The organism is Streptomyces mashuensis, assembly GCF_014654785.1.
GTDB lineage: Bacteria > Actinomycetota > Actinomycetes > Streptomycetales > Streptomycetaceae > Streptomyces > Streptomyces mashuensis.
Genome location: NZ_BNBD01000004.1, coordinates 126,516 through 144,948 on the forward strand (window position 1 = coordinate 126,516; position 18,433 = coordinate 144,948).

The 18,433-nt window shown below is 73.9% G+C and carries 18 protein-coding genes; 10 read left to right on the forward strand and 8 right to left on the reverse strand.

All coding sequences use genetic code 11. The features are described 5' to 3' along the window. Positions 1 to 385: 385 nt before the first annotated feature. Positions 386 to 1,663, forward strand: a complete 1,278-nt coding sequence (serS, locus tag IE305_RS12325; RefSeq protein ID WP_190129584.1) for a serine--tRNA ligase — start codon at positions 386 to 388, stop codon at positions 1,661 to 1,663. Further along, positions 1,660 to 2,490 carry an HAD family hydrolase gene (locus tag IE305_RS12330; protein ID WP_190129585.1) on the forward strand — a complete coding sequence of 277 codons (831 nt, stop codon included), beginning with the start codon at positions 1,660 to 1,662 and terminating at the stop codon, positions 2,488 to 2,490. The genes serS and IE305_RS12330 overlap by 4 nt, the downstream gene beginning before the upstream one ends. Here IE305_RS12330 and IE305_RS12335 read toward each other — a convergent pair. Next, entirely contained in the window at positions 2,423 to 3,190 is a 768-nt protein-coding gene (locus IE305_RS12335) for a rhomboid-like protein (RefSeq protein ID WP_373311599.1), read from the reverse strand. The two genes, IE305_RS12330 and IE305_RS12335, sit on opposite strands and share 68 nt — an antisense overlap. Before the next feature lie 76 nt (positions 3,191 to 3,266). Here IE305_RS12335 and IE305_RS12340 point away from each other — a divergent pair, with 76 nt between their 5' ends. Together IE305_RS12340 and IE305_RS12345 are read left to right on the forward strand one after the other, a co-directional pair. Next, positions 3,267 to 3,995: a FadR/GntR family transcriptional regulator gene (locus IE305_RS12340; protein WP_190129586.1), complete on the forward strand. Its 729-nt coding sequence runs from the start codon at positions 3,267 to 3,269 to the stop codon at positions 3,993 to 3,995. A 50-nt stretch (positions 3,996 to 4,045) separates the two neighbouring features. Beyond that, a complete protein-coding gene (locus IE305_RS12345; RefSeq protein WP_190129587.1) occupies positions 4,046 to 5,314 on the forward strand; it encodes a CynX/NimT family MFS transporter in 1,269 nt (422 codons plus the stop codon). 37 nt (positions 5,315 to 5,351) lie between these two features. Here the strand turns inward: IE305_RS12345 and IE305_RS12350 are convergent, their stop codons facing one another. From IE305_RS12350 to IE305_RS12365, 4 genes are read right to left on the reverse strand one after another with little or no spacing between them, the layout of a single operon-like run. Beyond that, positions 5,352 to 6,071, reverse strand: a complete 720-nt coding sequence (locus IE305_RS12350) for an ABC transporter permease subunit (protein ID WP_190129867.1) — start codon at positions 6,069 to 6,071, stop codon at positions 5,352 to 5,354. 26 nt (positions 6,072 to 6,097) lie between these two features. After that, the gene (locus tag IE305_RS12355; protein ID WP_190129588.1) at positions 6,098 to 7,009 is read right to left on the reverse strand and encodes an ABC transporter ATP-binding protein; all 912 of its coding nucleotides are present in this window, start codon (positions 7,007 to 7,009) and stop codon (positions 6,098 to 6,100) included. Then, a complete protein-coding gene (locus IE305_RS12360; protein WP_190129589.1) occupies positions 7,006 to 7,932 on the reverse strand; it encodes an ABC transporter permease in 927 nt (308 codons plus the stop codon). The genes IE305_RS12355 and IE305_RS12360 overlap by 4 nt, the downstream gene beginning before the upstream one ends. After that, positions 7,922 to 8,908, reverse strand: coding sequence for an ABC transporter ATP-binding protein (locus tag IE305_RS12365; RefSeq protein WP_190129590.1), 987 nt, complete (start codon positions 8,906 to 8,908; stop codon positions 7,922 to 7,924). Before IE305_RS12365 ends, IE305_RS12360 begins: the two co-directional genes overlap by 11 nt. A 274-nt stretch (positions 8,909 to 9,182) precedes the next feature. Between IE305_RS12365 and IE305_RS12370 the strand changes: the two genes are divergently transcribed. Genes IE305_RS12370 through IE305_RS12385 form a run of 4 tightly spaced genes read left to right on the forward strand, consistent with a single transcriptional unit; the run spans position 9,183 to position 13,831 of the window. Further along, positions 9,183 to 10,028, forward strand: coding sequence for a M24 family metallopeptidase (locus IE305_RS12370; RefSeq protein WP_190129591.1), 846 nt, complete (start codon positions 9,183 to 9,185; stop codon positions 10,026 to 10,028). A gap of 50 nt (positions 10,029 to 10,078) precedes the next feature. After that, a complete protein-coding gene (locus tag IE305_RS12375) occupies positions 10,079 to 11,869 on the forward strand; it encodes an SDR family oxidoreductase (protein ID WP_190129868.1) in 1,791 nt (596 codons plus the stop codon). A 16-nt stretch (positions 11,870 to 11,885) separates the two neighbouring features. Further along, positions 11,886 to 12,815: a metal-dependent hydrolase gene (locus tag IE305_RS12380; RefSeq protein WP_190129592.1), complete on the forward strand. Its 930-nt coding sequence runs from the start codon at positions 11,886 to 11,888 to the stop codon at positions 12,813 to 12,815. A gap of 14 nt (positions 12,816 to 12,829) precedes the next feature. Next, the gene (locus IE305_RS12385; protein WP_229890877.1) at positions 12,830 to 13,831 is read left to right on the forward strand and encodes a MerR family transcriptional regulator; all 1,002 of its coding nucleotides are present in this window, start codon (positions 12,830 to 12,832) and stop codon (positions 13,829 to 13,831) included. Here the strand turns inward: IE305_RS12385 and pspAB are convergent. Beyond that, positions 13,749 to 14,336, reverse strand: coding sequence for a PspA-associated protein PspAB (gene pspAB / locus IE305_RS12390; protein ID WP_190129594.1), 588 nt, complete (start codon positions 14,334 to 14,336; stop codon positions 13,749 to 13,751). The two genes, IE305_RS12385 and pspAB, sit on opposite strands and share 83 nt — an antisense overlap. 13 nt (positions 14,337 to 14,349) lie before the next feature. Continuing rightward, positions 14,350 to 15,252: a zinc metalloprotease HtpX gene (gene htpX, locus IE305_RS12395; RefSeq protein ID WP_190129595.1), complete on the reverse strand. Its 903-nt coding sequence runs from the start codon at positions 15,250 to 15,252 to the stop codon at positions 14,350 to 14,352. A 146-nt stretch (positions 15,253 to 15,398) separates the two neighbouring features. Here htpX and IE305_RS12400 point away from each other — a divergent pair, with 146 nt between their 5' ends. Together IE305_RS12400 and IE305_RS12405 are read left to right on the forward strand one after the other, a co-directional pair. After that, a complete protein-coding gene (locus IE305_RS12400) occupies positions 15,399 to 16,325 on the forward strand; it encodes an LLM class flavin-dependent oxidoreductase (RefSeq protein WP_190129596.1) in 927 nt (308 codons plus the stop codon). Positions 16,326 to 16,392: 67 nt separating this feature from the next. After that, positions 16,393 to 17,256 (forward strand): HAD family hydrolase, encoded by an 864-nt coding sequence (locus IE305_RS12405; protein ID WP_190129597.1) that lies wholly within the window; start codon positions 16,393 to 16,395, stop codon positions 17,254 to 17,256. Positions 17,257 to 17,271: 15 nt separating this feature from the next. On the opposite strand, the gene IE305_RS32965 is transcribed toward IE305_RS12405, so the two are convergent. Beyond that, the gene (locus IE305_RS32965; protein WP_229890879.1) at positions 17,272 to 18,357 is read right to left on the reverse strand and encodes a M23 family metallopeptidase; all 1,086 of its coding nucleotides are present in this window, start codon (positions 18,355 to 18,357) and stop codon (positions 17,272 to 17,274) included. Between the last annotated feature and the right edge of the window lie 76 nt (positions 18,358 to 18,433).

Sequence of the window (18,433 nt, forward strand, 5' to 3'; positions counted from 1 at the left end):
AGTGGCCGGGTGAGGTTTGCCAGGAAAAACCCCGGTGAAGGCGAGGTCAGACGGAATCTTCAATTCCGACATCCACAGCAGAACACCCCTCGCCTGTGGACAAAGAAACGGAATGCCCTGCTCCTGTGGACAACCGGCACCGCCGGCGGCGGTCAGGCGCGGGGCCGCGATTCACCGTCCGTGACCAAATGCGGGCGGAGCAGAAATATGAGATCAACTCAGGCCAAAACGGCACATTTTCTCTGATATTTCTGCGTTTTCCCCGGGCCCGAAGAAAGATCACGGGGCGCCCGGCTGTTGTTTTCCGCCACCGCGGAATGGGGCGTATCACCACCAACGGGGCATCACCTTCAGCAACAGCAGTCGCCAACGGTAGCCTAGGGGGGTGATTGACCTTCGCCTGCTTCGTGAGGACCCCGACCGAGTGCGCGCGTCCCAGCGTGCCCGTGGAGAGGACGTCGACATCGTCGACGCGCTGCTCTCCGCCGATGAGCGGCGCAGGTCGTCCGGCGTCCGCTTCGACGAACTCCGCGCCGAGCAGAAGGCGCTCGGCAAGCTGATCCCCAAGGCCACCGGCGACGAGAAGGCCGAGCTGCTGAAGAAGGCCGGCGAGCTGTCCGCCGCCGTCAAGGCCGCCGACGCCGAGCAGGACGAGGCCGCGGCCGAGACCCAGCGCCTGCTGCTGCAGATCGGCAACCTCGTCCACCCCGACGTGCCGCGCGGCGGCGAGGACGACTTCGTCGTCCTGGAGACCGTCGGCACCCCCCGCGACTTCGCCGCCGAGGGCTTCGAGCCCAAGGACCACCTGGAGCTCGGCCAGCTGCTCGGCGCCATCGACGTCGAGCGCGGCGCCAAGGTCTCCGGCTCGCGCTTCTACTACCTCACCGGTGTGGGCGCCCTGCTGGAGCTCGCGCTCGTCAACGCCGCCATCGCCCAGGCCACCGCGGCCGGCTTCACGCCCATGCTCACCCCGGCGCTGGTCAAGCCGCGCGCCATGGAGGGCACCGGCTTCCTCGGCCAGGCCGCGCAGGACGTCTACCACCTGGAGAAGGACGACTTCTACCTCGTCGGGACGTCCGAGGTGCCGCTGGCCGCGTACCACATGGACGAGATCATCGACGCCGACCAGCTGCCGCTGCGGTACGCGGGCTTCTCGCCCTGCTTCCGCCGCGAGGCCGGCACCTACGGCAAGGACACCCGCGGCATCTTCCGCGTCCACCAGTTCGACAAGGTCGAGATGTTCTCGTACATCGCGCCGGAGGACGCCGAGGCCGAGCACGCGCGCCTGCTGGAGTGGGAGAAGCAGTGGCTGACGAGCCTGGAGCTGCCGTTCCAGGTGATCGACACCGCCACCGGTGACCTCGGCGCCTCCGCCTCCCGCAAGTTCGACTGCGAGGCGTGGATCCCCACCCAGGGCAAGTACCGCGAGCTGACGTCCACGTCCAACTGCGACGAGTTCCAGGCCCGCCGCCTGTCCGTCCGCATGCGCGACGGCAAGAACGTCCGCCCGCTGGCCACCCTCAACGGCACGCTGTGCGCCGTTCCGCGCACCATCGTGGCGATCCTCGAGAACCACCAGCAGGCCGACGGCTCGGTGCGCGTCCCCGAGGTGCTGCGGCCGTACCTGGGCGGACGTGAGGTCCTGGAGCCGGTCGGCAAGTGAGCGACACCAGCGACGCGAGCCCCCTTCCGTACCGCCTGGTCGCCACCGACCTCGACGGCACCCTGCTGCGCTCCGACGAGACCGTCTCGGAGCGCACCAGGGCCGCCCTGGCGGCGGCCACCGCGGCGGGCGCGGCGCACATCGTCGTCACCGGCCGGACCGTCGCCTGGACGCGGCACGTCCTGGAGTCCCTGGACTACCGCGGGCTCGCGGTGTGCGGCCAGGGCGCGCAGGTCTTCCACGCGGGCGAGAACCGGCTGCTGACCTCGGTCACGCTGGACCGGCAGCTGGCCGGCCTGGCGCTCGCCAAGATCGAGGCGGAGACCGGCCCGCTGTACGTGGCGGCCTGCCGGGACGGCCTGGACGGCGACGTCCTGGTCGGCCCCGGCTACCGGGTCCAGGAGGGGCCGCTGCCCGCGGTGCCCATCACCGACCCGGCGCAGGTCTGGGCCGCGCCGCTGAGCAAGATCTTCATCCAGCACCCGGACCTGGACGACGACGCCCTCGTCGGGGCGGCCCGCGCGGCCGCCGGCGGGCTGGTGGACGTGACGATGGCCGGCCCCGGCATCGTCGAACTGCTGCCGATGGGTCTCAGCAAGGCCACGGGCCTGTCGCTGGCCGCCCGCCGGCTGGGCGTGAAGGCCGCGGAGACCATCGCGTTCGGCGACATGCCGAACGACGTGCCGATGTTCGGCTGGGCCGGGCACGGCGTGGCGATGGCCGGCGCCCACCCTGAGCTGAAGGCCGTCGCCGACGAGATCACCGCCTCGAACGACGAGGACGGGATCGCGGTGGTGCTGGAGCGGCTGTTCGGCCGGTCCGGCTGAACGCGGGATCCCTGCCTGCGGCCGCCGCCAGGAGGGCCCGCGGCCGCGGCAGGCCCCACACCGGCCTGCCGCGCGTCAGCGGCCCGCACGCCAGGCCGAGGCAGAGCGCCACGGCGTGCCCCGTGTCGGTGAACGTACCGCCGGCCAGCAGCGGTACGCCGAAGAACGCCACCGCGCCGGCCACGTAGGGCCAGCGCCAGGGGCGCGGCACGCGGTACGCGAGGAGGCCGGTGGAGCCGGCCAGCCCGTACGAGACGCCTATGTCGACGACGTGCTTCATCGACCGCGGCGCCGAGTGGCTCTCGATCGCCTGGAGCAGGATCTCCTGGCTGATGAGCGTGGCGGCGACGTGCGCCAGCGCCACGGTGAACAGCCAGCGGGCCGTGCCGGCCCAGCGCTCGACGTTGGCGTGCAGCACCTCGAAGAGCACCACGTAGAGCAGGAACGACGAGGGCGTCTCGATCCAGAACCCGCTGATGAACAGCGACTGCACGGGGTGCCGGTGCAACTGGTGGATGTTGCTGCTGGTGCGGTGCAGCAGGAACGCCTCCAGGCCCTCGCTGGCCGAGGCCACCACGAGGCTGGTGACCCCGATGATCAGCAGGTAGATGTGCGTGCCGGGGGCGGAGACCACCCAGGCACGCACCGCGCCGCAGAGCCGTTCGGGCCGCACCCTACGACGGTAGCCGCACCTTGGCATGTGTACGCTGCATGTACATTTGTAGGATGACCGGGCAGCCCGGCTTCTACAGACTTCCGGAAGGGGACGCGGACACATGGCACTGCGAGCGGCGGGACGGCAGTCCCTCGTGGACACCGTCGTCGAGCAGCTGCGCGCCCAGGTCGCGAACGGCGAGTGGCCGGTCGGCGAGCGCATACCGACCGAGCACGCCCTCGCCGAGCAGCTCCAGGTGGGCCGGAACACGGTCCGCGAGGCGGTACGCGTCCTCGTGCACGCCGGGATGCTCCGCTCCCGGCAGGGCGAGGGCACGTTCGTCGTCTCCCGCACCGACCCGGCCGAGGTCATGCGCGGGGTGCGGATGGCGGGCGTCCGCGACGTCCTGGAGCTCCGCATCGCCCTGGAGACCGAGGCCGCACGGCTGGCCGCGGCCCGCCACGAACCCGCCGACCTGGCCCGGATGCGGGCCGCGCTGGACGCGCAGACGGCGCTGGAGGACGCCGCGGGCCACCCGCTGCCCGAGGGCATCGAGCGCTACGCCGACCTCGACGTGGAGTTCCACCGCGCGCTGGTCGACGCCGCGCACAACGGCGCGCTGACGGCCGCGTACGGCTGGTTCACCAGCTCGGTGCGGGAGGCGCTGGTCACGGCGCTCGGCGACCGGCAGATGACCGACATCGTGCACGGCGACCACCACGCCGTGATGGACGCCGTCGCCTCCGGCGACCCCGAGGCCGCCGACCGCGCGGCCCGCACGCTGCTGGAACGCCAGAAACAGGCCGTCGAGGCCCTGCTCGACGGCCTCGACGACGACCTCGACGGCTGACACACGCCCGCCCCCTCACCCGCACCCTGGCCTCCTGGAGAAGCACCCCCATGCCGGAACCGGCTACCGCCCCGATACCCACGACCACCACCCCCACGGCACCGCCCGTGGCGCCGGCCGTACGGCGCGCCCACCCCGCTCTCGTCCTCACCGGCATCGTGCTGGCCTCGCTCAACATGCGGGCGGCGCTCGCGGGCGTCTCGCCCGTGATGAGCGGGATCAGCGACCACTTCGGCCTGACGGCCACGGCGAGCAGCCTGGTGACGACGATCCCGCTGCTCTTCATGGGCCTCGGCTCGATCGTCGCGCCCCGGCTGGCCCGCCGCTTCGGCACGGAGGCGGTGCTCTGCGGCGCGCTGGCGCTGCTGTGCGGCGGCATCCTGCTGCGCGTGGCGCCGCCGGCGGCCGCGCTGTTCGTGGGCTGCGCGCTCGTGGGCACGGCGATCGCCCTGCTGAACGTGCTGATGCCGGGCCTGGTCAAGCGGGACTTCCCCGACCGCGCCGCGAGCATGACCGCCGTCTACTCCACGACGCTGATCCTGGGCGCCACCGGCTCGGCGGCCGCCGCGGTGCCGCTGGAGAACGCGCTGGGCGGCTGGCAGGGCTCGCTGGCCTCCTGGGCGCTGCTCGCGGCCGTGGCGGTGGTCGTCTGGCTGCCGCAGGCGGTGTGGGCGCGCCGGGCCCGTAGGGATGCGGGTGCGGGTGCGGGCCTGGCCACGGGTGCGGCGGGCGCGGGCGGTTCCTCCGGCCCCGACCTGCTGCGGTCGCCGCTCGCCTGGCAGGTCACGCTGCTGATGGGCACGCAGTCGCTGGTCGCGTACGTGTGCATCGCCTGGATGCCGACGGTCTTCACCGACAACGGGATGAGCAAGGGGCAGGCCGGCATCGTCTACGCGTTCTACACGCTGGTGCAGATGGCCGGGTCGTTCTTCGTGCCGATCGTCGCCGGGCGGCTGCGCGACCAGCGGGTGCCCGCGGTGGTCGTCGTCCTGCTGATGGCCGCGGGCGTCACGGGCCTGCTGGTCGCGCCGGTGGCGGGCGCCTGGGTGTGGGCGACGCTGATGGGCGTGGCGCAGGGCGGTCTGCTGGGCCTGGCCCTGACGCTGATGGTGCTGCGGACGCGGGACGCACAGACGGCGTCGCGGCTGTCGGGCATGGCGCAGACGTGGGGCTACCTGCTGGCGTCGATGGGGCCGTTCGCGATCGGTGCGGTGCACGAGGCGACGGGCGGCTGGACGCTGCCGGTGGGGCTGCTGCTCGTGGCGTGTGCCGCGCTGCTGTTCCTGGGGCTGGGGGCCGGCCGGGCCCGCAAGATCTGATCCGAGCGGGGCCCGGCCGGGCTTCGTTCCTGCTTCCCTACTCCTCCCCCGCCACCGTCAGGGCGCGCAGCCGGCGGGCCGCGTACCAGGTGGCGGCGGCCGGGACCACGACCAGCAGCGTGACGGCGAGCGGCAGGCCCACCTGGGCGCTGACGGCCCCGTCGGCCGCCGTGCGCTCCGCGACGGCCAGCGCCCATTCCTTGACGCTGAGGGTGCGGGCGCCGGAGATGAGGCCGCCGAGCAGCGACTCCCACACCAGTGCGTAGACGAGCCCGGCGATGACGGCGTGCCGGGTGACCGTGCCGAGCAGGAGGAAGACGGCGCTGTAGGCGACCGAGGCGACCGCGGCGGCGAGGGCGTAGGCGACGGCCAGGTTCTGGCTGTTGCCGTTGAGCAGGAAGCCGGCCATCAGGGTGGGGAGGGCGGAGAAGGTGACGCTGACGCCGATGGCGACGAGCAGCTTGGTGACGATGACGGTGGGCCGCGGTACCGGCTTGGACAGCAGGTAGACCACGGAGCCGTCGTCGATCTCGGGGCCGATGGCGCCGGTGCCGGCGATGACGCCGATGAGGGGCACCATCGTGGCGACGGCGAAGCCGCCGAGGACGGTGCGGGCGGTGTCGTCGTCGGCGCCGGTGAGCATCCGGACGGCGACGCAGAGGACGAGCAGCAGCGCGGGCAGGGCGAAGAGGATCGCGGCGCGGCGGCGGCCGAGGAGACCCCGGTAGGTGAGCCGGGCGACGGTCGGGTGGTAGATCGCGTACGACATGGTCTGGCCTCCTTTCAGGCCGCAACGAGGTAGGAGAAGACCGATTCGAGCGACTCGTCGGACGGCGAGACGGTCAGCAGCCGGATGCCGTGCGCTCGGGCGACGCGGGGCAGCAGCTCGGTGAACCGGCCGAAGTCGACGGCCTGGATGCGCAGGGCGCCCTCCTTGAGGTCGACCTCGATGCCGGTGGTGGACGGGTCGGCGATGAGCGCGGCGGCCAGGGCGCGGTCGTCGCTGGAGCGCACGAGGTAGCGGTGCGGCCGGTCCGTCATCAGGCGGCGGATCTTGCGGAAGTCGCCGGAGGCGGCGTGCCGGCCGGCGACGACGACCTCGATGTGGGCGGCGAGCTGCTCGACCTCCTCCAGGATGTGGGAGGAGAACAGCACGGTGCGGCCCTCGTCGCCCATGGTGCGCAGCAGGTCCATCAGCTGCATGCGCTGGCGCGGGTCCATGCCGTTGAACGGCTCGTCGAGGAGCAGCACGGACGGCTCGTGGACGAGGGCGGAGGCCATCTTCACGCGCTGCCGCATGCCCTTGCTGTAGGTGGAGATCTTGCGGTCCTGGGCGTACTCCATCTCGACGGTGGCCAGGGCGCGCTGGGCCTCGGTGTCGCCCAGGCCGTGCAGTTCGGCGTTGGCGCGGACGAATTCGCGGCCGGTGAGGAAGTCGTACATGGCTTCGCGCTCGGGGACGATGCCGATGTGGCGGTAGACGGCCTCGTTGCGCCAGACGGCCGTGCCGTCGAGGGTGACGGTGCCGGTGGAGGGGGCGAGGAAGCCGCCCATCATGTTGATGAGGGTCGACTTTCCGGCGCCGTTGGGGCCGAGGAGGCCGGTGACGCCGGGGCCGACCGACATGCTGATGTCGTTGACGGCGACGACGTTTCCGAACCAGCGGGAGACGTTGTCGAGGTGCAGCGTTGTCACAGCCCGGCCTTTCGGTAGCGGCGCATGAGTGCCCAGTACGAGCCCGCGATGACGGCGAGGACGACGAGGAGGTAGACCGCTCCGGTGGCGGCGCCGGGGCCCTCGCCGCCGGGGAAGGCGGTGGTGGCGTCGAGGAACGCGGTCTGTACGCCGTCGATGAGCGTGACCGGGGAGAAGAGGCCGAGCCAGGGGATGACGCCGGTGTGGCCGGTGCCCAGGGCGATGCCCTGGACGGTGCTGACGGCGCCGTAGGAGATGGTGAAGACGGCGATGACGGCGGCGACGCCGAAGCCGCGGCGCGGGGTGAGGGCGGCGATGACGAGGCCGATGCCGGCGAAGAGCACGGAGAGCAGGGCCACGGAGACCAGTCCTTGGGCGAATCCCTCGGTCTGGGCGCCGGCGTCCATCTTGGCCAGCAGGGCGCCCACGTAGAGGACGAGCAGGGGCGTGGCGGTGAGGACGAACAGCGCGGAGGCGAGCGCGGCGAACTTCGCGAGGACGTAGTCGATGCGCTCGACGGGCCGGGAGAAGTACAGCGGCACGGTGCGGAACCGCAGGTCGCGGGAGACCGACTGGGGTGCCTGAGCGGCCAGGTAGAGGCCGATGACGGCCTGGAGGTAGATGGCGTAGCGGGTGTACTCCATCGGCAGCTGCTTCATCTTCACGGTGACGGCGACCGCGACGATGATGGCGGCGGGCAGGCACATCACACCGAAGAGGATCATCGGCAGCACCTTGGACCTGGCCGAGCGGCCCAGGCCGTAGGCGCCGCGCAGGCTCTGCGAGAAGAGCGAGCGGCGGGCGTAGGCGCGGCCGAGGCGGGGGCCGTCGTAGGTGCGGTAGCCGATGTTGTGGATGACGTCCTGGGCGGTGCCGGGGGTGGTGCCGGGAGCGCCGGGCGTCGTGGTGGTGTCAGGCCGCATCGGCGCTGCCCCTTTCGTCGTACGGGCCGGTGCCGGGGCGGAAGACCTCGGCGATGCGGTGCCGGCGCTGTTCCATGCGGACCAGGCCGAGGCCCAGGTCGGCGACGGTGTCGCGCACCACGTCGTACGTGCTCTCGTCGGCGACGTCGACCAGCAGGACGTGGCCGGAGCCGGGTGCGGCCTGCTCGCCGGCGTGGGTGGCGGGGCCGGCGGTGAGGCCGGCGCGGATGAGGGCGTCGAGGAGGGCGCGGGTGCCGTCCGGGTGGCTGTCGGTGTCGGTGACCTCCACCGCGAGGGACCCGGTGACCTGCGTGAACTCGTCGGTCGAGGAGGAGCGCAGCAGCCGGCCGCCGTCGATGACGACGACGTGGTCGCAGGTGCGCTCCAGCTCGCCCAGCAGGTGGGAGGTGACGAGCACGGAGATGCCGAAGTCGGTGTGGACGCGGCGGACCAGGCCCAGCATCTCGTCCCGGCCGACCGGGTCGAGGCCGTTGGTGGGCTCGTCCAGGAGGACCAGTCGTGGGTCGTGGACGAGGGCCTGGGCGAGCTTGACGCGCTGCTTCATGCCGGTGGAGTAGCCGCCCATGGGGCGGTAGCGCTCCTCGTAGAGGCCGACGTGGCGCAGCGTGTCGGCGGTGCGCTCGCGGGCGGCGGCGGGGGGCAGGCCCGACATGCGCGCCATGTGCACGACGAACTCGGTGGCCGAGACGTCGGGTGGCAGGCAGTCGTGCTCCGGCATGTAGCCGACCTGTTCTCGGATCCTCGCGCCCTGGGTGGCGACGTCGAGGCCGAGCACCTCGGCACGGCCCTCGGTGGCCGGCGACAGGCCGAGCAGGATCTTGATCAGCGTCGACTTGCCGGCCCCGTTGGCGCCCACCAGACCGGTGACTCCCGGCGCGATGTCGACGGTGAGCCGGTCGAGCGCGGTCACCCGGGGGAACCGCTTGCTGAGGCTTTCGGTGGCGATCACAGACACGTCTTCGACCGTAGTGCGGGAAACGGCGGCCGTCGTCAGACCTGACGGTGGGATCGGTGTACTCCTCCGGTCTTACGGGACCCTAGGGGGAGGGCCGGGAAGAGGAGGAGCGAAGAAGGAGAGGGGCGGTGGGGCGGCGGGGGGTGGTTTTCCACAGGTGTGCGTCGTGGGCCTTGACGTGACCGCCGGGCATTGTCACATTCGTTGGTGTCAACGTGCGTGCGGTGGCGCCGACTTGGTGCCGGTTGCGCGTGCCCGGTGGAGGGTGGGCGGCATGGCGGACGGCACCGGCGGCGCTGCTGACCTGCGCGGTTTCCGCGACGCACAGCGCCTGGCGTACGCGTGCGCGGAGGAGGTGGCCGCGCGGCTGGAGCCGGGCACCACGGAGCGCGAGGCGGCGCGGATGCAGTGGGAGTGGCTGCGCCGGCGGGGCGTGCGGGACTGGTTCCATCTGCCGTTCGCGTGGTTCGGCGACCGCACGGCGTTCGCGGGGTTCCGGGTGCCGCTGCAGTTCTTCCCCACCGGGCGGCGGCTGGAGCCGGGGATGCCGTTCATCCTCGACCTGGCGCCGGTGCACCGCGGCTTCACGGTGGACATCGGGTACGCGGGCTGCCTGGGCCGCGACCCGCTGCACGAGCGCATGCTCGACGACCTGCTGGAGCACCGGGAGCTGATCCTGCGCGAGGTGCGCGAGCGCCGCCCGCTGCGGGAGATCTACGAGGACGTGGACCGGCTCATGGTCCGCCAGGGCTACACCAACCGGCACCGGGCCTACCCCTTCGGGGTGATCGCCCACAAGGTGGGCCGGCTGCCGGAGCGCCGCTGGTCGCCGCACGTCCTCGGGTTCGGCGCGCGGGCGCTGCGCGGCCTGGCCTCCGACGCCCTGCGCGGGCACCGGGAGGGCTGGTCGCCGCTGTGGAGCCCGTACCGCTTCTCCGGCCACCCGCCGCAGCCGGGCCTGTGGGCGGTCGAGCCGCACCTGGGCCTCGGGGGCCGGGGCGTGAAGTTCGAGGAGCTGCTGGTGGTCACCGACTCGGCGGACCCCGAGGAGAGCGCGTTCTGGCTGGACGACGACCTGCCGCACGTACGGCGGCGGCGAGCGGAGAGGGCGGTGGCGTGAGCGGACAGGACGGACGGACCGGAGAGAGCGGAGAGGGCGTGCACGACGTGGTGGCGGACGGCAGGGGCATCCCGGGCGCGCGCGAGCGCCGGGTGACGTCGGGCGACGTCGAGCTGTGCGTGGCCGAGCTGGGGGACACGGGGCGGCCCACGCTGGTCCTGGTGCACGGCTACCCCGACAGCAAGGAGATCTGGGCCCAGGTCGCCCTGCGGCTCCAGGACCGCTTCCACGTCGTGCTGTACGACGTGCGCGGCCACGGCCGGTCCACCGCGCCGGGCACGCTGCGCGGCGGGTTCACGCTGGAGCGGCTCACCGACGACTTCCTCGCCGTCGCCGACGCGGTCAGCCCGGACCGGCCCGTCCACCTCGTCGGCCACGACTGGGGGTCGGTGCAGGGCTGGGAGTTCGCCACGAGCCCCCGCACCCGCGGCCGGATCGCCTCCTTCACCTCCGTCTCCGGCCCGTCCCTGGACCACCTGGGGCACTGGCTGCGCGACCGCGCCGTACGGCCCACCCCGCGCCGGCTCGCGCAGCTGCTGGGCCAGACCCGCCGCTCCTGGTACGTCTACGCGCTGCACACACCCCGCCTGCCCGAGGCGCTGTGGCGCGGCCCGCTGGGCCGGCGGTTCCCCGGGATGGTGCAGCGCCGCGAGCCCGTACCGGCGGACGCGCCGCCCTACCCCACCGCGTCGCTTCCGGAGGACGCCGCGCACGGCGCCTGGCTCTACCGCGACAACGTCCTGGCCCGCACCCGCCGGCCGCGCGCCGACGCCTTCGCGCACGCGCCCGTGCAGCTCGTGGTGCCCACCGACGACCCGTACCTGTCGGTGCGGCTCTACGACGACCTGGACCGCTGGGTCCCCGACCTGGTGCGCCGTACAGTGGCCGCCGGCCACTGGGTGCCCCGCACCCGGCCCGATCAGCTGGCCGGCTGGATCGCCGGGTTCGTCGCCGAGCGCGAGGAGGCCCGCCGCGCGGGCACGCCCGTGCCCGCGCCGGCCGGCACGGGCCCCCACGCCGAGCGGTTCGCCGGGCAGCTGGTGCTGGTCACCGGCGCGGCCGGCGGCATCGGCCGGGCCACGGCCTTCGCGTTCGCCGAGGCCGGCGCGCGGGTCGTGGCCGTCGACCGGGACGCCGAGGGCGCGGCGCGCACCGCCGAGCTGGCCCGGCTCAGCGGCGCGCCGGAGGCCTGGGCCGAGTGCTGCGACGTCGCGGACGGGCCGGCCATGGAGAAGCTGGCCGCCAAGGTCACCGCCGAGTACGGCGTCGTCGACGTGCTGGTCAACAACGCCGGCGTGGGCCTGGCCGGCGGGTTCCTCGACACGTCCGCCGAGGAGTGGCGGACCGTCCTCGACGTCAACCTGGGCGGCGTCGTCCACGGCTGCCGCGCCTTCGGCCGCCGCATGGCCGAGCGCGGCCAGGGCGGCCACATCGTCAACATCGCGTCCGCCGCCGCGTACCAGCCCTCCAGGACGCTCGTCGCCTACAGCACCTCCAAGGCGGCGGTGCTGATGCTCAGCGAGTGCCTGCGCGCCGAGCTGGCCGGCCGCGGCATCGGCGTCACCGCCGTCTGCCCCGGCTTCGTCGCCACCGGCATCACCTCCTCCGCCGTCTTCGCGGGCGTCCCCGCCGACGAGCAGCGACGGCTGCGGGAGCGGACCACCCGGCTGTACGGGCGGCGGGGCTACCCGGCGGAGAAGGTGGCCCGGGCGGTCCTGCGCGCCGTCGTGGAGAACGCGGCCGTGGTGCCGGTGACGCCCGAGGCGCGCGGCCTGCGGCTGCTGGCCCGCGTCGCACCCCGCGCGAGCCGGGCCCTGGCCCGTGTCGAGCCGAAGCTGTAGGACGGAGGAGAGGGTCATGACCGACGAGCCGGCCGTCCGGGCGGCGGGAGAAGGCCACCGCATCGCGCCGCGCCGCGTCGCCTTCGACTGGCAGGACACGCCCCTGCACTGGATCCCGGGCGAACCCACCGCCACCCACGTCATCAACGTGCTGCACCTGCTGCTGCCCGCGGGCGAGCGGTGGTTCGTCAAGGTGTTCAAGGAGGCGCTGCCCCTGGTCCGCGACCCCGGACTGCTCACCGACGTCAAGGGGTTCATGGGCCAGGAGGCCACCCACAGCGTCCAGCACTCCCACGTCCTGGACCACCTCTCCGCCCAGGGCCTCGACACCCGCCCGTACACGCGGCACGTCGACTTCCTCCTCGACGTGCTGCTGGGCGAGGAGCCCCCGTTCGGGCTGCCGGTGCCCGAGCGCGAGTGGCTGCGCTTCCGGCTGTCGGTGATCGCCGCGATCGAGCAGTTCACCGCTGTGATGGGCGACTGGATACTGCGGGCCCGCGCCCTGGACCGGGCCGGGCCCGACCCGGTGATGCTGGACCTGCTGCGCTGGCACGGCGCGGAGGAGGTCGAGCACCGCGCGGTCGCCTTCGACATGTACCAGCACTGCGGCGGCGAGGACCCCGGCCGCTACGCCCGCCGGGTGCTGGGCATGCTCGTCACGGCGCCGGTGCTCTGCTACCTGTGGAGCTGGGGCACCGCCTACCTGATGCGGCACGACCCCGAGCTCGCCGGCCGGCGCGGCTACCGGCTGCGCGACCACAACCGGGCCGTCGCCAAGGGGTTGTTGCCCGGCTGGCGGGAGCTGGGCTCGGCGGTACCGCGCTATCTCCGCCGGTCGTACCATCCCTCCCGGGAAGGCTCGCTGCGCCGGGCCGTGGACTATCTGGCGGCCTCGCCCGGGGCCCGGGCCGCCGCGGGTGCGATCGGCCGCGCGGCCCTGGCGTGAGGAAACGGGTGCCCGTGCCGCAGACCGAGTACCGGATCGAGGACCTGGCCCACCACAGCGGGGCCACGGTCCGGACGATCCGCGCCTACCAGGACCGCGGGCTGCTGCCCCGGCCCGAGCGGCGCGGGCGGGCCAACGTGTACGGCGAGGCCCACCTGGCCCGGCTCCGGCAGATCGCCGGGCTCCTCGACCGCGGCTACACCCTCGCCAGCATCAAGGAGCTGCTGGAGGCGTGGGACGCCGGCCGCGGGCTGGGCGGCGTCCTCGGCCTGGTGGCCGAGGTGGACGGGCCGTGGACGGACGAGGAGACCGGCCGCATCACGCGCGAGGCGCTGATCGAGACGTTCGGCGGCACGGCCGACGAGACGGCCGTCGAGGAGGCCGTCGAGCTGGGCGTGCTCGTGCCCGTGCCGGACGTGCCCGGCGAGTTCCTGGTGCCCAGCCCCCAGGAGCTGGCGGTGGCGGCCGAACTCCACGCGGCGGGCGTGCCGTTGTCGGCCATCTCTGGCCACCTGCGGGAGCTGCGCGTCCAGGTGGAGCACATTGCGGCCCGCTTCCTCGACCTCACGTCCGAGCACGTGTTCCACCAGTTCTTCGGCCATCCGCCGTCCGACGAGGAGGCGTTGGAGGCCGCGTCCCTGGTGCGCCGGCTGCGGCCGCTGGCCCAGCAGACGCTGGACGCCGAACTGGCCCGTGCCATGCGGCTGCTGGCCACCCGGCACCTCCGCGATTACCTGCACACGGCGGTCCCGGACGCCCCGCCCCCGCCCGGCCCCGCGAAGCCGCTCCCCGCCCCCGGCGAGGCCCGCGAGGCGGTGCTGCTGCCGGCCCGTACGGTCGCGGCCGTACGGGAGCTCGTAGGCGCCGAGCACGTACCGGCCTTCGTCGCCGCCGCGGCCGAACGGGAGGTGCAGTCCCGCACGATGGACCGGCTCACAACCCGGGCGCGCCCCACACCGGGAACCACCGCGCCAGATCCTTCTCGACCTGGAGATCATCCGCCAGCAGGGCCCTGACCTGGAGTTCCAGCGCGTTGTCCCGCTTGCCGTCCGCGCCGGGCACGGGCGCGAACGGGTAGAAGGTGCCGCGCTTGTACAGGTAGACGAGGGCCAGCGGGCGATGCCCCTCCGCGTCCCGGAACCCCATCAGCGAGCACAGCAGCTGCGGGCCGAACCCGCCCTCCTCCAGCAGGGTGTTGACCGCGTGCAGGTCGTTGACGAGCGCGGCCGTGTCGCCGGGCGGCCGGCGGGCCAGCAGCCAGGTGTAGCCGAACGCGTCGCGGCAGGTCTCCACCGGCTCGCCGCCCGGCCCGGCGCCGGCGTCCAGCAGCTCCCGCACGTCCTGCCGCAGCCGTTCGAAGGCACCGCCCTCCACGCCCGCGAAGCACACCGACCCCCGCCCGGTCGGTGCGAACCCCGCCCCGGCCTGCAAGGTCACCGCTGCCGACGGCAGGGCGAAGAGGCGGTCGAGGTCGGGCCGCACGGGGGTGCTGCGGCCGAGCACGGCGTCCCAGAACCCCACGGCCGGACCTCCCTCACGCCCGGCCGAGCTGCACGGCGATCCGGCCGAGCTGCTCCAGCCGCTGCTCCAGCGTCGGGTGCGAGGACAGCAGCCGGCCGAGGCTGTCGGCGGAGAACGCGGGCGCGAACCAGAACGCGTTGAACGGCTCGGCCTTGCGCAGGTCCGTCGTGGGGATGCGGGCCATGTCGCCGGTGACCTTGGTCAGCGCGGCGGCCAGCGCCGACGGCCGCCCGGTGAGGTGGGCGGCGGCCCGGTCGGCCGACAGCTCGCGGTAGCGCGACAGCAGCCGCGTCAGCAGGAAGCTGATCACATAGACCACGGCGCTGACCAGCGGAATCAGCAGCATCAGCACGGCCGTGTTGCTGTCCCGGCCGCCCAGCCTGCGGAAGCCGCCCCACAGCCCGATCCGGGTGACCACCCCGGCCAGCACCCCCAGGAACGAGGCGATGGTCATCACCGCCACGTCGCGGTGCGCGACGTGCGACAGCTCGTGCGCAAGGACGCCCTCCAGCTCCTCCGGCTCCAGCCGGCGCAGCAGCCCGGTCGTCGCGCACACCAGGGCGTTGCGCTGGTTGCGGCCGGTCGCGAAGGCGTTGGGCACGTCGCTGTCCGCGAGCGCCACCCGGGGCTTGGGCATGTCCGCGAGGGCGCACAGCCGGTCCACCGCGCCGTGCAGCTCGGGCGCCTGCTCCGGGGTGACCTCCCGCGCCCCCATGCCGTAGGCGGCGATCCGGTCGCTGAACCAGAACTGCGCCACGAACAGCGCACCCGCCACCAGCAGCACCAGCGGCCAGGCGCCGCGCAGCAACGCGATCAGCACGCCCACGAAGACGACGTACAGCAGCCCGATGACGAACATGGTCCCGACCATGCGGGTGGTCAGCCCCCGGTCGGGGGCGAAGCGTGTGGCCTGCACGGCACACCTCCCAGGCGACCAGACGGCCTCGCGGCCGGGCGGCGGATGCCCCCGTGGTGCCTCTGTCCCGATTCTCCCACCGCGCGGCCCGCACCGGGCCGTCCTGCCGGGGGGGCGCACGGGGCGGCCGCCGTACGCTGGGGGCCATGACGTCCTCCCTGCGCCTCAGCACCGTGATCCTGCCCTACCAGCGCTGGCACGACGGCGGCCGCGACGCGTGGCTGCGCGCCGAGGAACTGGGGTTCCACGCCGCGTACACCTACGACCACCTGTCCTGGCGGAGCTTCCGCGACGGGCCGTGGTTCGGCGCCGTCCCGACGCTGACCGCGGCCGCCGCGGCCACCCGGCGGCTGCGGCTGGGCACGATGGTCACCTCGCCCAACTTCCGGCACCCGGTCACGCTCGCCAAGGACCTCATCTCGCTGGACGACGTCTCCGGCGGCCGCATCACGCTGGGCATCGGCGCCGGCGGCACCGGCTTCGACGCCACCGCCCTCGGCCAGGAGCCGTGGTCGCCGCGGGAACGCGCCGACCGGTTCGCGGAGTTCGTGGCGCTGCTCGACCGGCTGCTGACCGAGGACGCCGTCACGTACGAGGGCCGCTTCTACTCGGCCGGCGAGGCCCGCAACATCCCCGGCTGCGCCCAGCGGCCCCGGCTGCCGTTCGCGGTCGCCGCGACCGGCCCGCGCGGGCTGAAGCTGGCCGCGCGGTACGGGCAGGCGTGGGTGACCACGGGCGACCCGAAGCTGTACGAGACGGGCACCCCCGAGGAGTCCCGCGCCGCCCTCGCCCGGCAGGTCGAGGCACTCGGCCGGGCCTGCGCCGAGGCCGGACGGGACGTGGCGTCCGTGCACAAGGTGCTGCTCACCGGCTTCACGCCGGACCGGAACCGGCCGCTGGAGTCGGTCGAGGCGTTCGTCGACTTCGCCGGCCGCCACGCGGAGCTCGGCTTCGACGAGATCGTGATCCACACGCCGGTCCCGGACTCGGACTTCGCCACCGACCCCGGCGTCTTCGAGAAGATCGTCACGGAGGCCCCGGGCCTGCTGTCCCCCGGCCCGTCGGCCGGGTGAGAGCCGGGCCCCGGACCGGGGCCCGATCCAGGACGTCCGCGGACCGGCGGTGTCCGACAATGAGACGGTGACTTCCGCTACCGAGCCCCAGACCCCGGCCGCGCCCCGGACCGGCGCTCTTCCGCGCCTGATCGCCACCGATCTCGACGGCACGCTGCTGCGCGACGACCACACGGTGTCCGACCGGACGGTCGCCGCGCTGGCGGCGGCCGAGGCCGCGGGGATCGAGGTCTTCTTCGTCACCGGCCGCCCGGCGCGCTGGATGGACGTGGTCGCCGACCACGTCCAGGGGCACGGACTGGCGATCTGCGCCAACGGCGCGGCCGTCGTCGACCTGCACGACGGCGGCCGGATCGTGGACGTCCGCCCGCTGGCGGCCGCCGAGGCCCTGGCCGTCGTCCGCGCGGTGCGGGCCGCCGCGCCCGCCGCCACGTTCGCCGTGGAACGCACCACGGGCTTCCACTACGAGCCGGCCTACCCGCCGTTCCGGCTCGACCCCACCGCGGGCATCGCCCCCGCCGAGGAGTTCCTCGACCCCGCCGCGGACGACGCCGCCCCGATCATCAAGCTGCTGGCCCACCACCCCGAGCTGGGCCCCGACGAGTTCCTGGAGCTCGCCCGCGCGGCGGGCGGGCAGTACGGCTCCTTCACCCGCTCCAGCCCCACCGCGCTGCTGGAGATCAGCGCGCTGGGCGTGAGCAAGGCCAGCACCCTGGCGCGGTGCTGCGCGCTGCGCGGCATCGCCCCCGAGGAGGTCGTGGCCTTCGGCGACATGCCCAACGACCTGGAGATGCTCGGCTGGGCCGGCACCTCCTACGCCATGGCCAACGCGCACCCCGAGGTCCTGGCCGCCACCACGCACCGCACGGCGGCCAACAACGACGACGGCGTGGCAGCCGTCATCGAGCAGCTGCTGCACGCGCTGCCGTAGCCGCCGGGCGCCCGGTTACAGGACCACCCCGCGCGCCCTGAGCCACCGCACCGGCTCGACCGCCGAGCCGTAGTCCGGGGTGCGCCGGACCTCGAAGTGCAGGTGGGGGCCGGTGGAGTTGCCGGTGGTGCCCGACAGGCCGATCCAGTCGCCGGCGCGCACGCGCGTCCCGGGGGCGGGCAGGGTCGCGGCCAGGTGCGCGTACTGCGAGAACCAGCCGCCGTCGTGCTGCACCACCAGGCTCATGCCGAATGGCCCGCCGCAGCCGGTGAACAGCACGGTCCCGGCGCCCACGGACCGTACGGGCGTGCCGGTGGGCACCGCGAAGTCCTGCCCCGAGTGGTGCCCGCTCCAGTGCGCGCCCGTGCCGCCGAAGCCGGCGCTGAGCTGGTACGACAGCAGGGGGCGCGTCCATCCGGCCGCCGAGACCCCGCCCGCGCCGTTGGCGCCGTCCTGCAAGGCCCGCGCCCCGTTCTGCAGGCCGCCCAGGTCGACGGGCTCGCACTGCCCGGTACGCACGGCCGCGTCGGCCAGGCTGTTCAGCTCGGCGCGCGCCCTGGCCAGACGCCGGGTCACGGCCTCCTTCTCGCCGCGCAGCGCGGAGACACCGGCGCTGACCGTCTGGAGGGAGACGGTGGCCGACAGCCGCCCGGAGGCCAGCGCCTGCCGCCGGCCGTCCGCCTCGATCAGCATCCGCGCCAGCCGCTGCCGCCGCGCCGTGTCCGTGGACTGGAGCTCCAGCAGCTCGACGGGGTCCTCGGCGACCGCCATGCTGCCGTGCGCGGTGAAGCCGCCCGTGCGGTACTGGGCGCGGGCCACGGCCCCGGCGTCCTGGAGCAGCGCCGCCCGCACCAGCTCCTCCTGGCGCAGCTCGCGCGCCAGCCGCTCGCCGAGCCGCCGGTGCCCGCCGGCCTCGCGGAGCCCGTCCTCGTACCCCTGCTGTATGCGGCTCTCCTCCCGGGCCAGCCGGACCACCTCCGAGCCGACGCTCGCCAGCCGCTTCGACGTGCGGCCGGCGACCGACGGAGCGGCGCCGAACAGGGGACAGACGGCCACGCACAGCACGCTCAGACCCGCCAGGCTCAGGGCCCAGCGCGCCACGCGGGATCGGTACGACCATCGCATGAGCCCTGATCTTGGCTGCGGTACGGGGTTCCCGCTCCCCGGCCACGACCGT

Excerpts from the sequence above, each read along its gene's own strand:
- IE305_RS12380 (WP_190129592.1), top strand. The coding sequence starts at position 11,886 with ATGACCGACGAGCCGGCCGTCCGGGCGGCGGGAGAAGGCCACCGCATC.
- IE305_RS12360 (WP_190129589.1), bottom strand. The coding sequence starts at position 7,932 with ATGCGGCCTGACACCACCACGACGCCCGGCGCTCCCGGCACCACCCCC.
- IE305_RS12370 (WP_190129591.1), top strand. The coding sequence starts at position 9,183 with ATGGCGGACGGCACCGGCGGCGCTGCTGACCTGCGCGGTTTCCGCGAC.
- IE305_RS12335 (WP_373311599.1), bottom strand. The coding sequence starts at position 3,190 with ATGCCAAGGTGCGGCTACCGTCGTAGGGTGCGGCCCGAACGGCTCTGC.
- IE305_RS12345 (WP_190129587.1), top strand. The coding sequence starts at position 4,046 with ATGCCGGAACCGGCTACCGCCCCGATACCCACGACCACCACCCCCACG.
- IE305_RS12400 (WP_190129596.1), top strand. The coding sequence starts at position 15,399 with ATGACGTCCTCCCTGCGCCTCAGCACCGTGATCCTGCCCTACCAGCGC.
- IE305_RS12340 (WP_190129586.1), top strand. The coding sequence starts at position 3,267 with ATGGCACTGCGAGCGGCGGGACGGCAGTCCCTCGTGGACACCGTCGTC.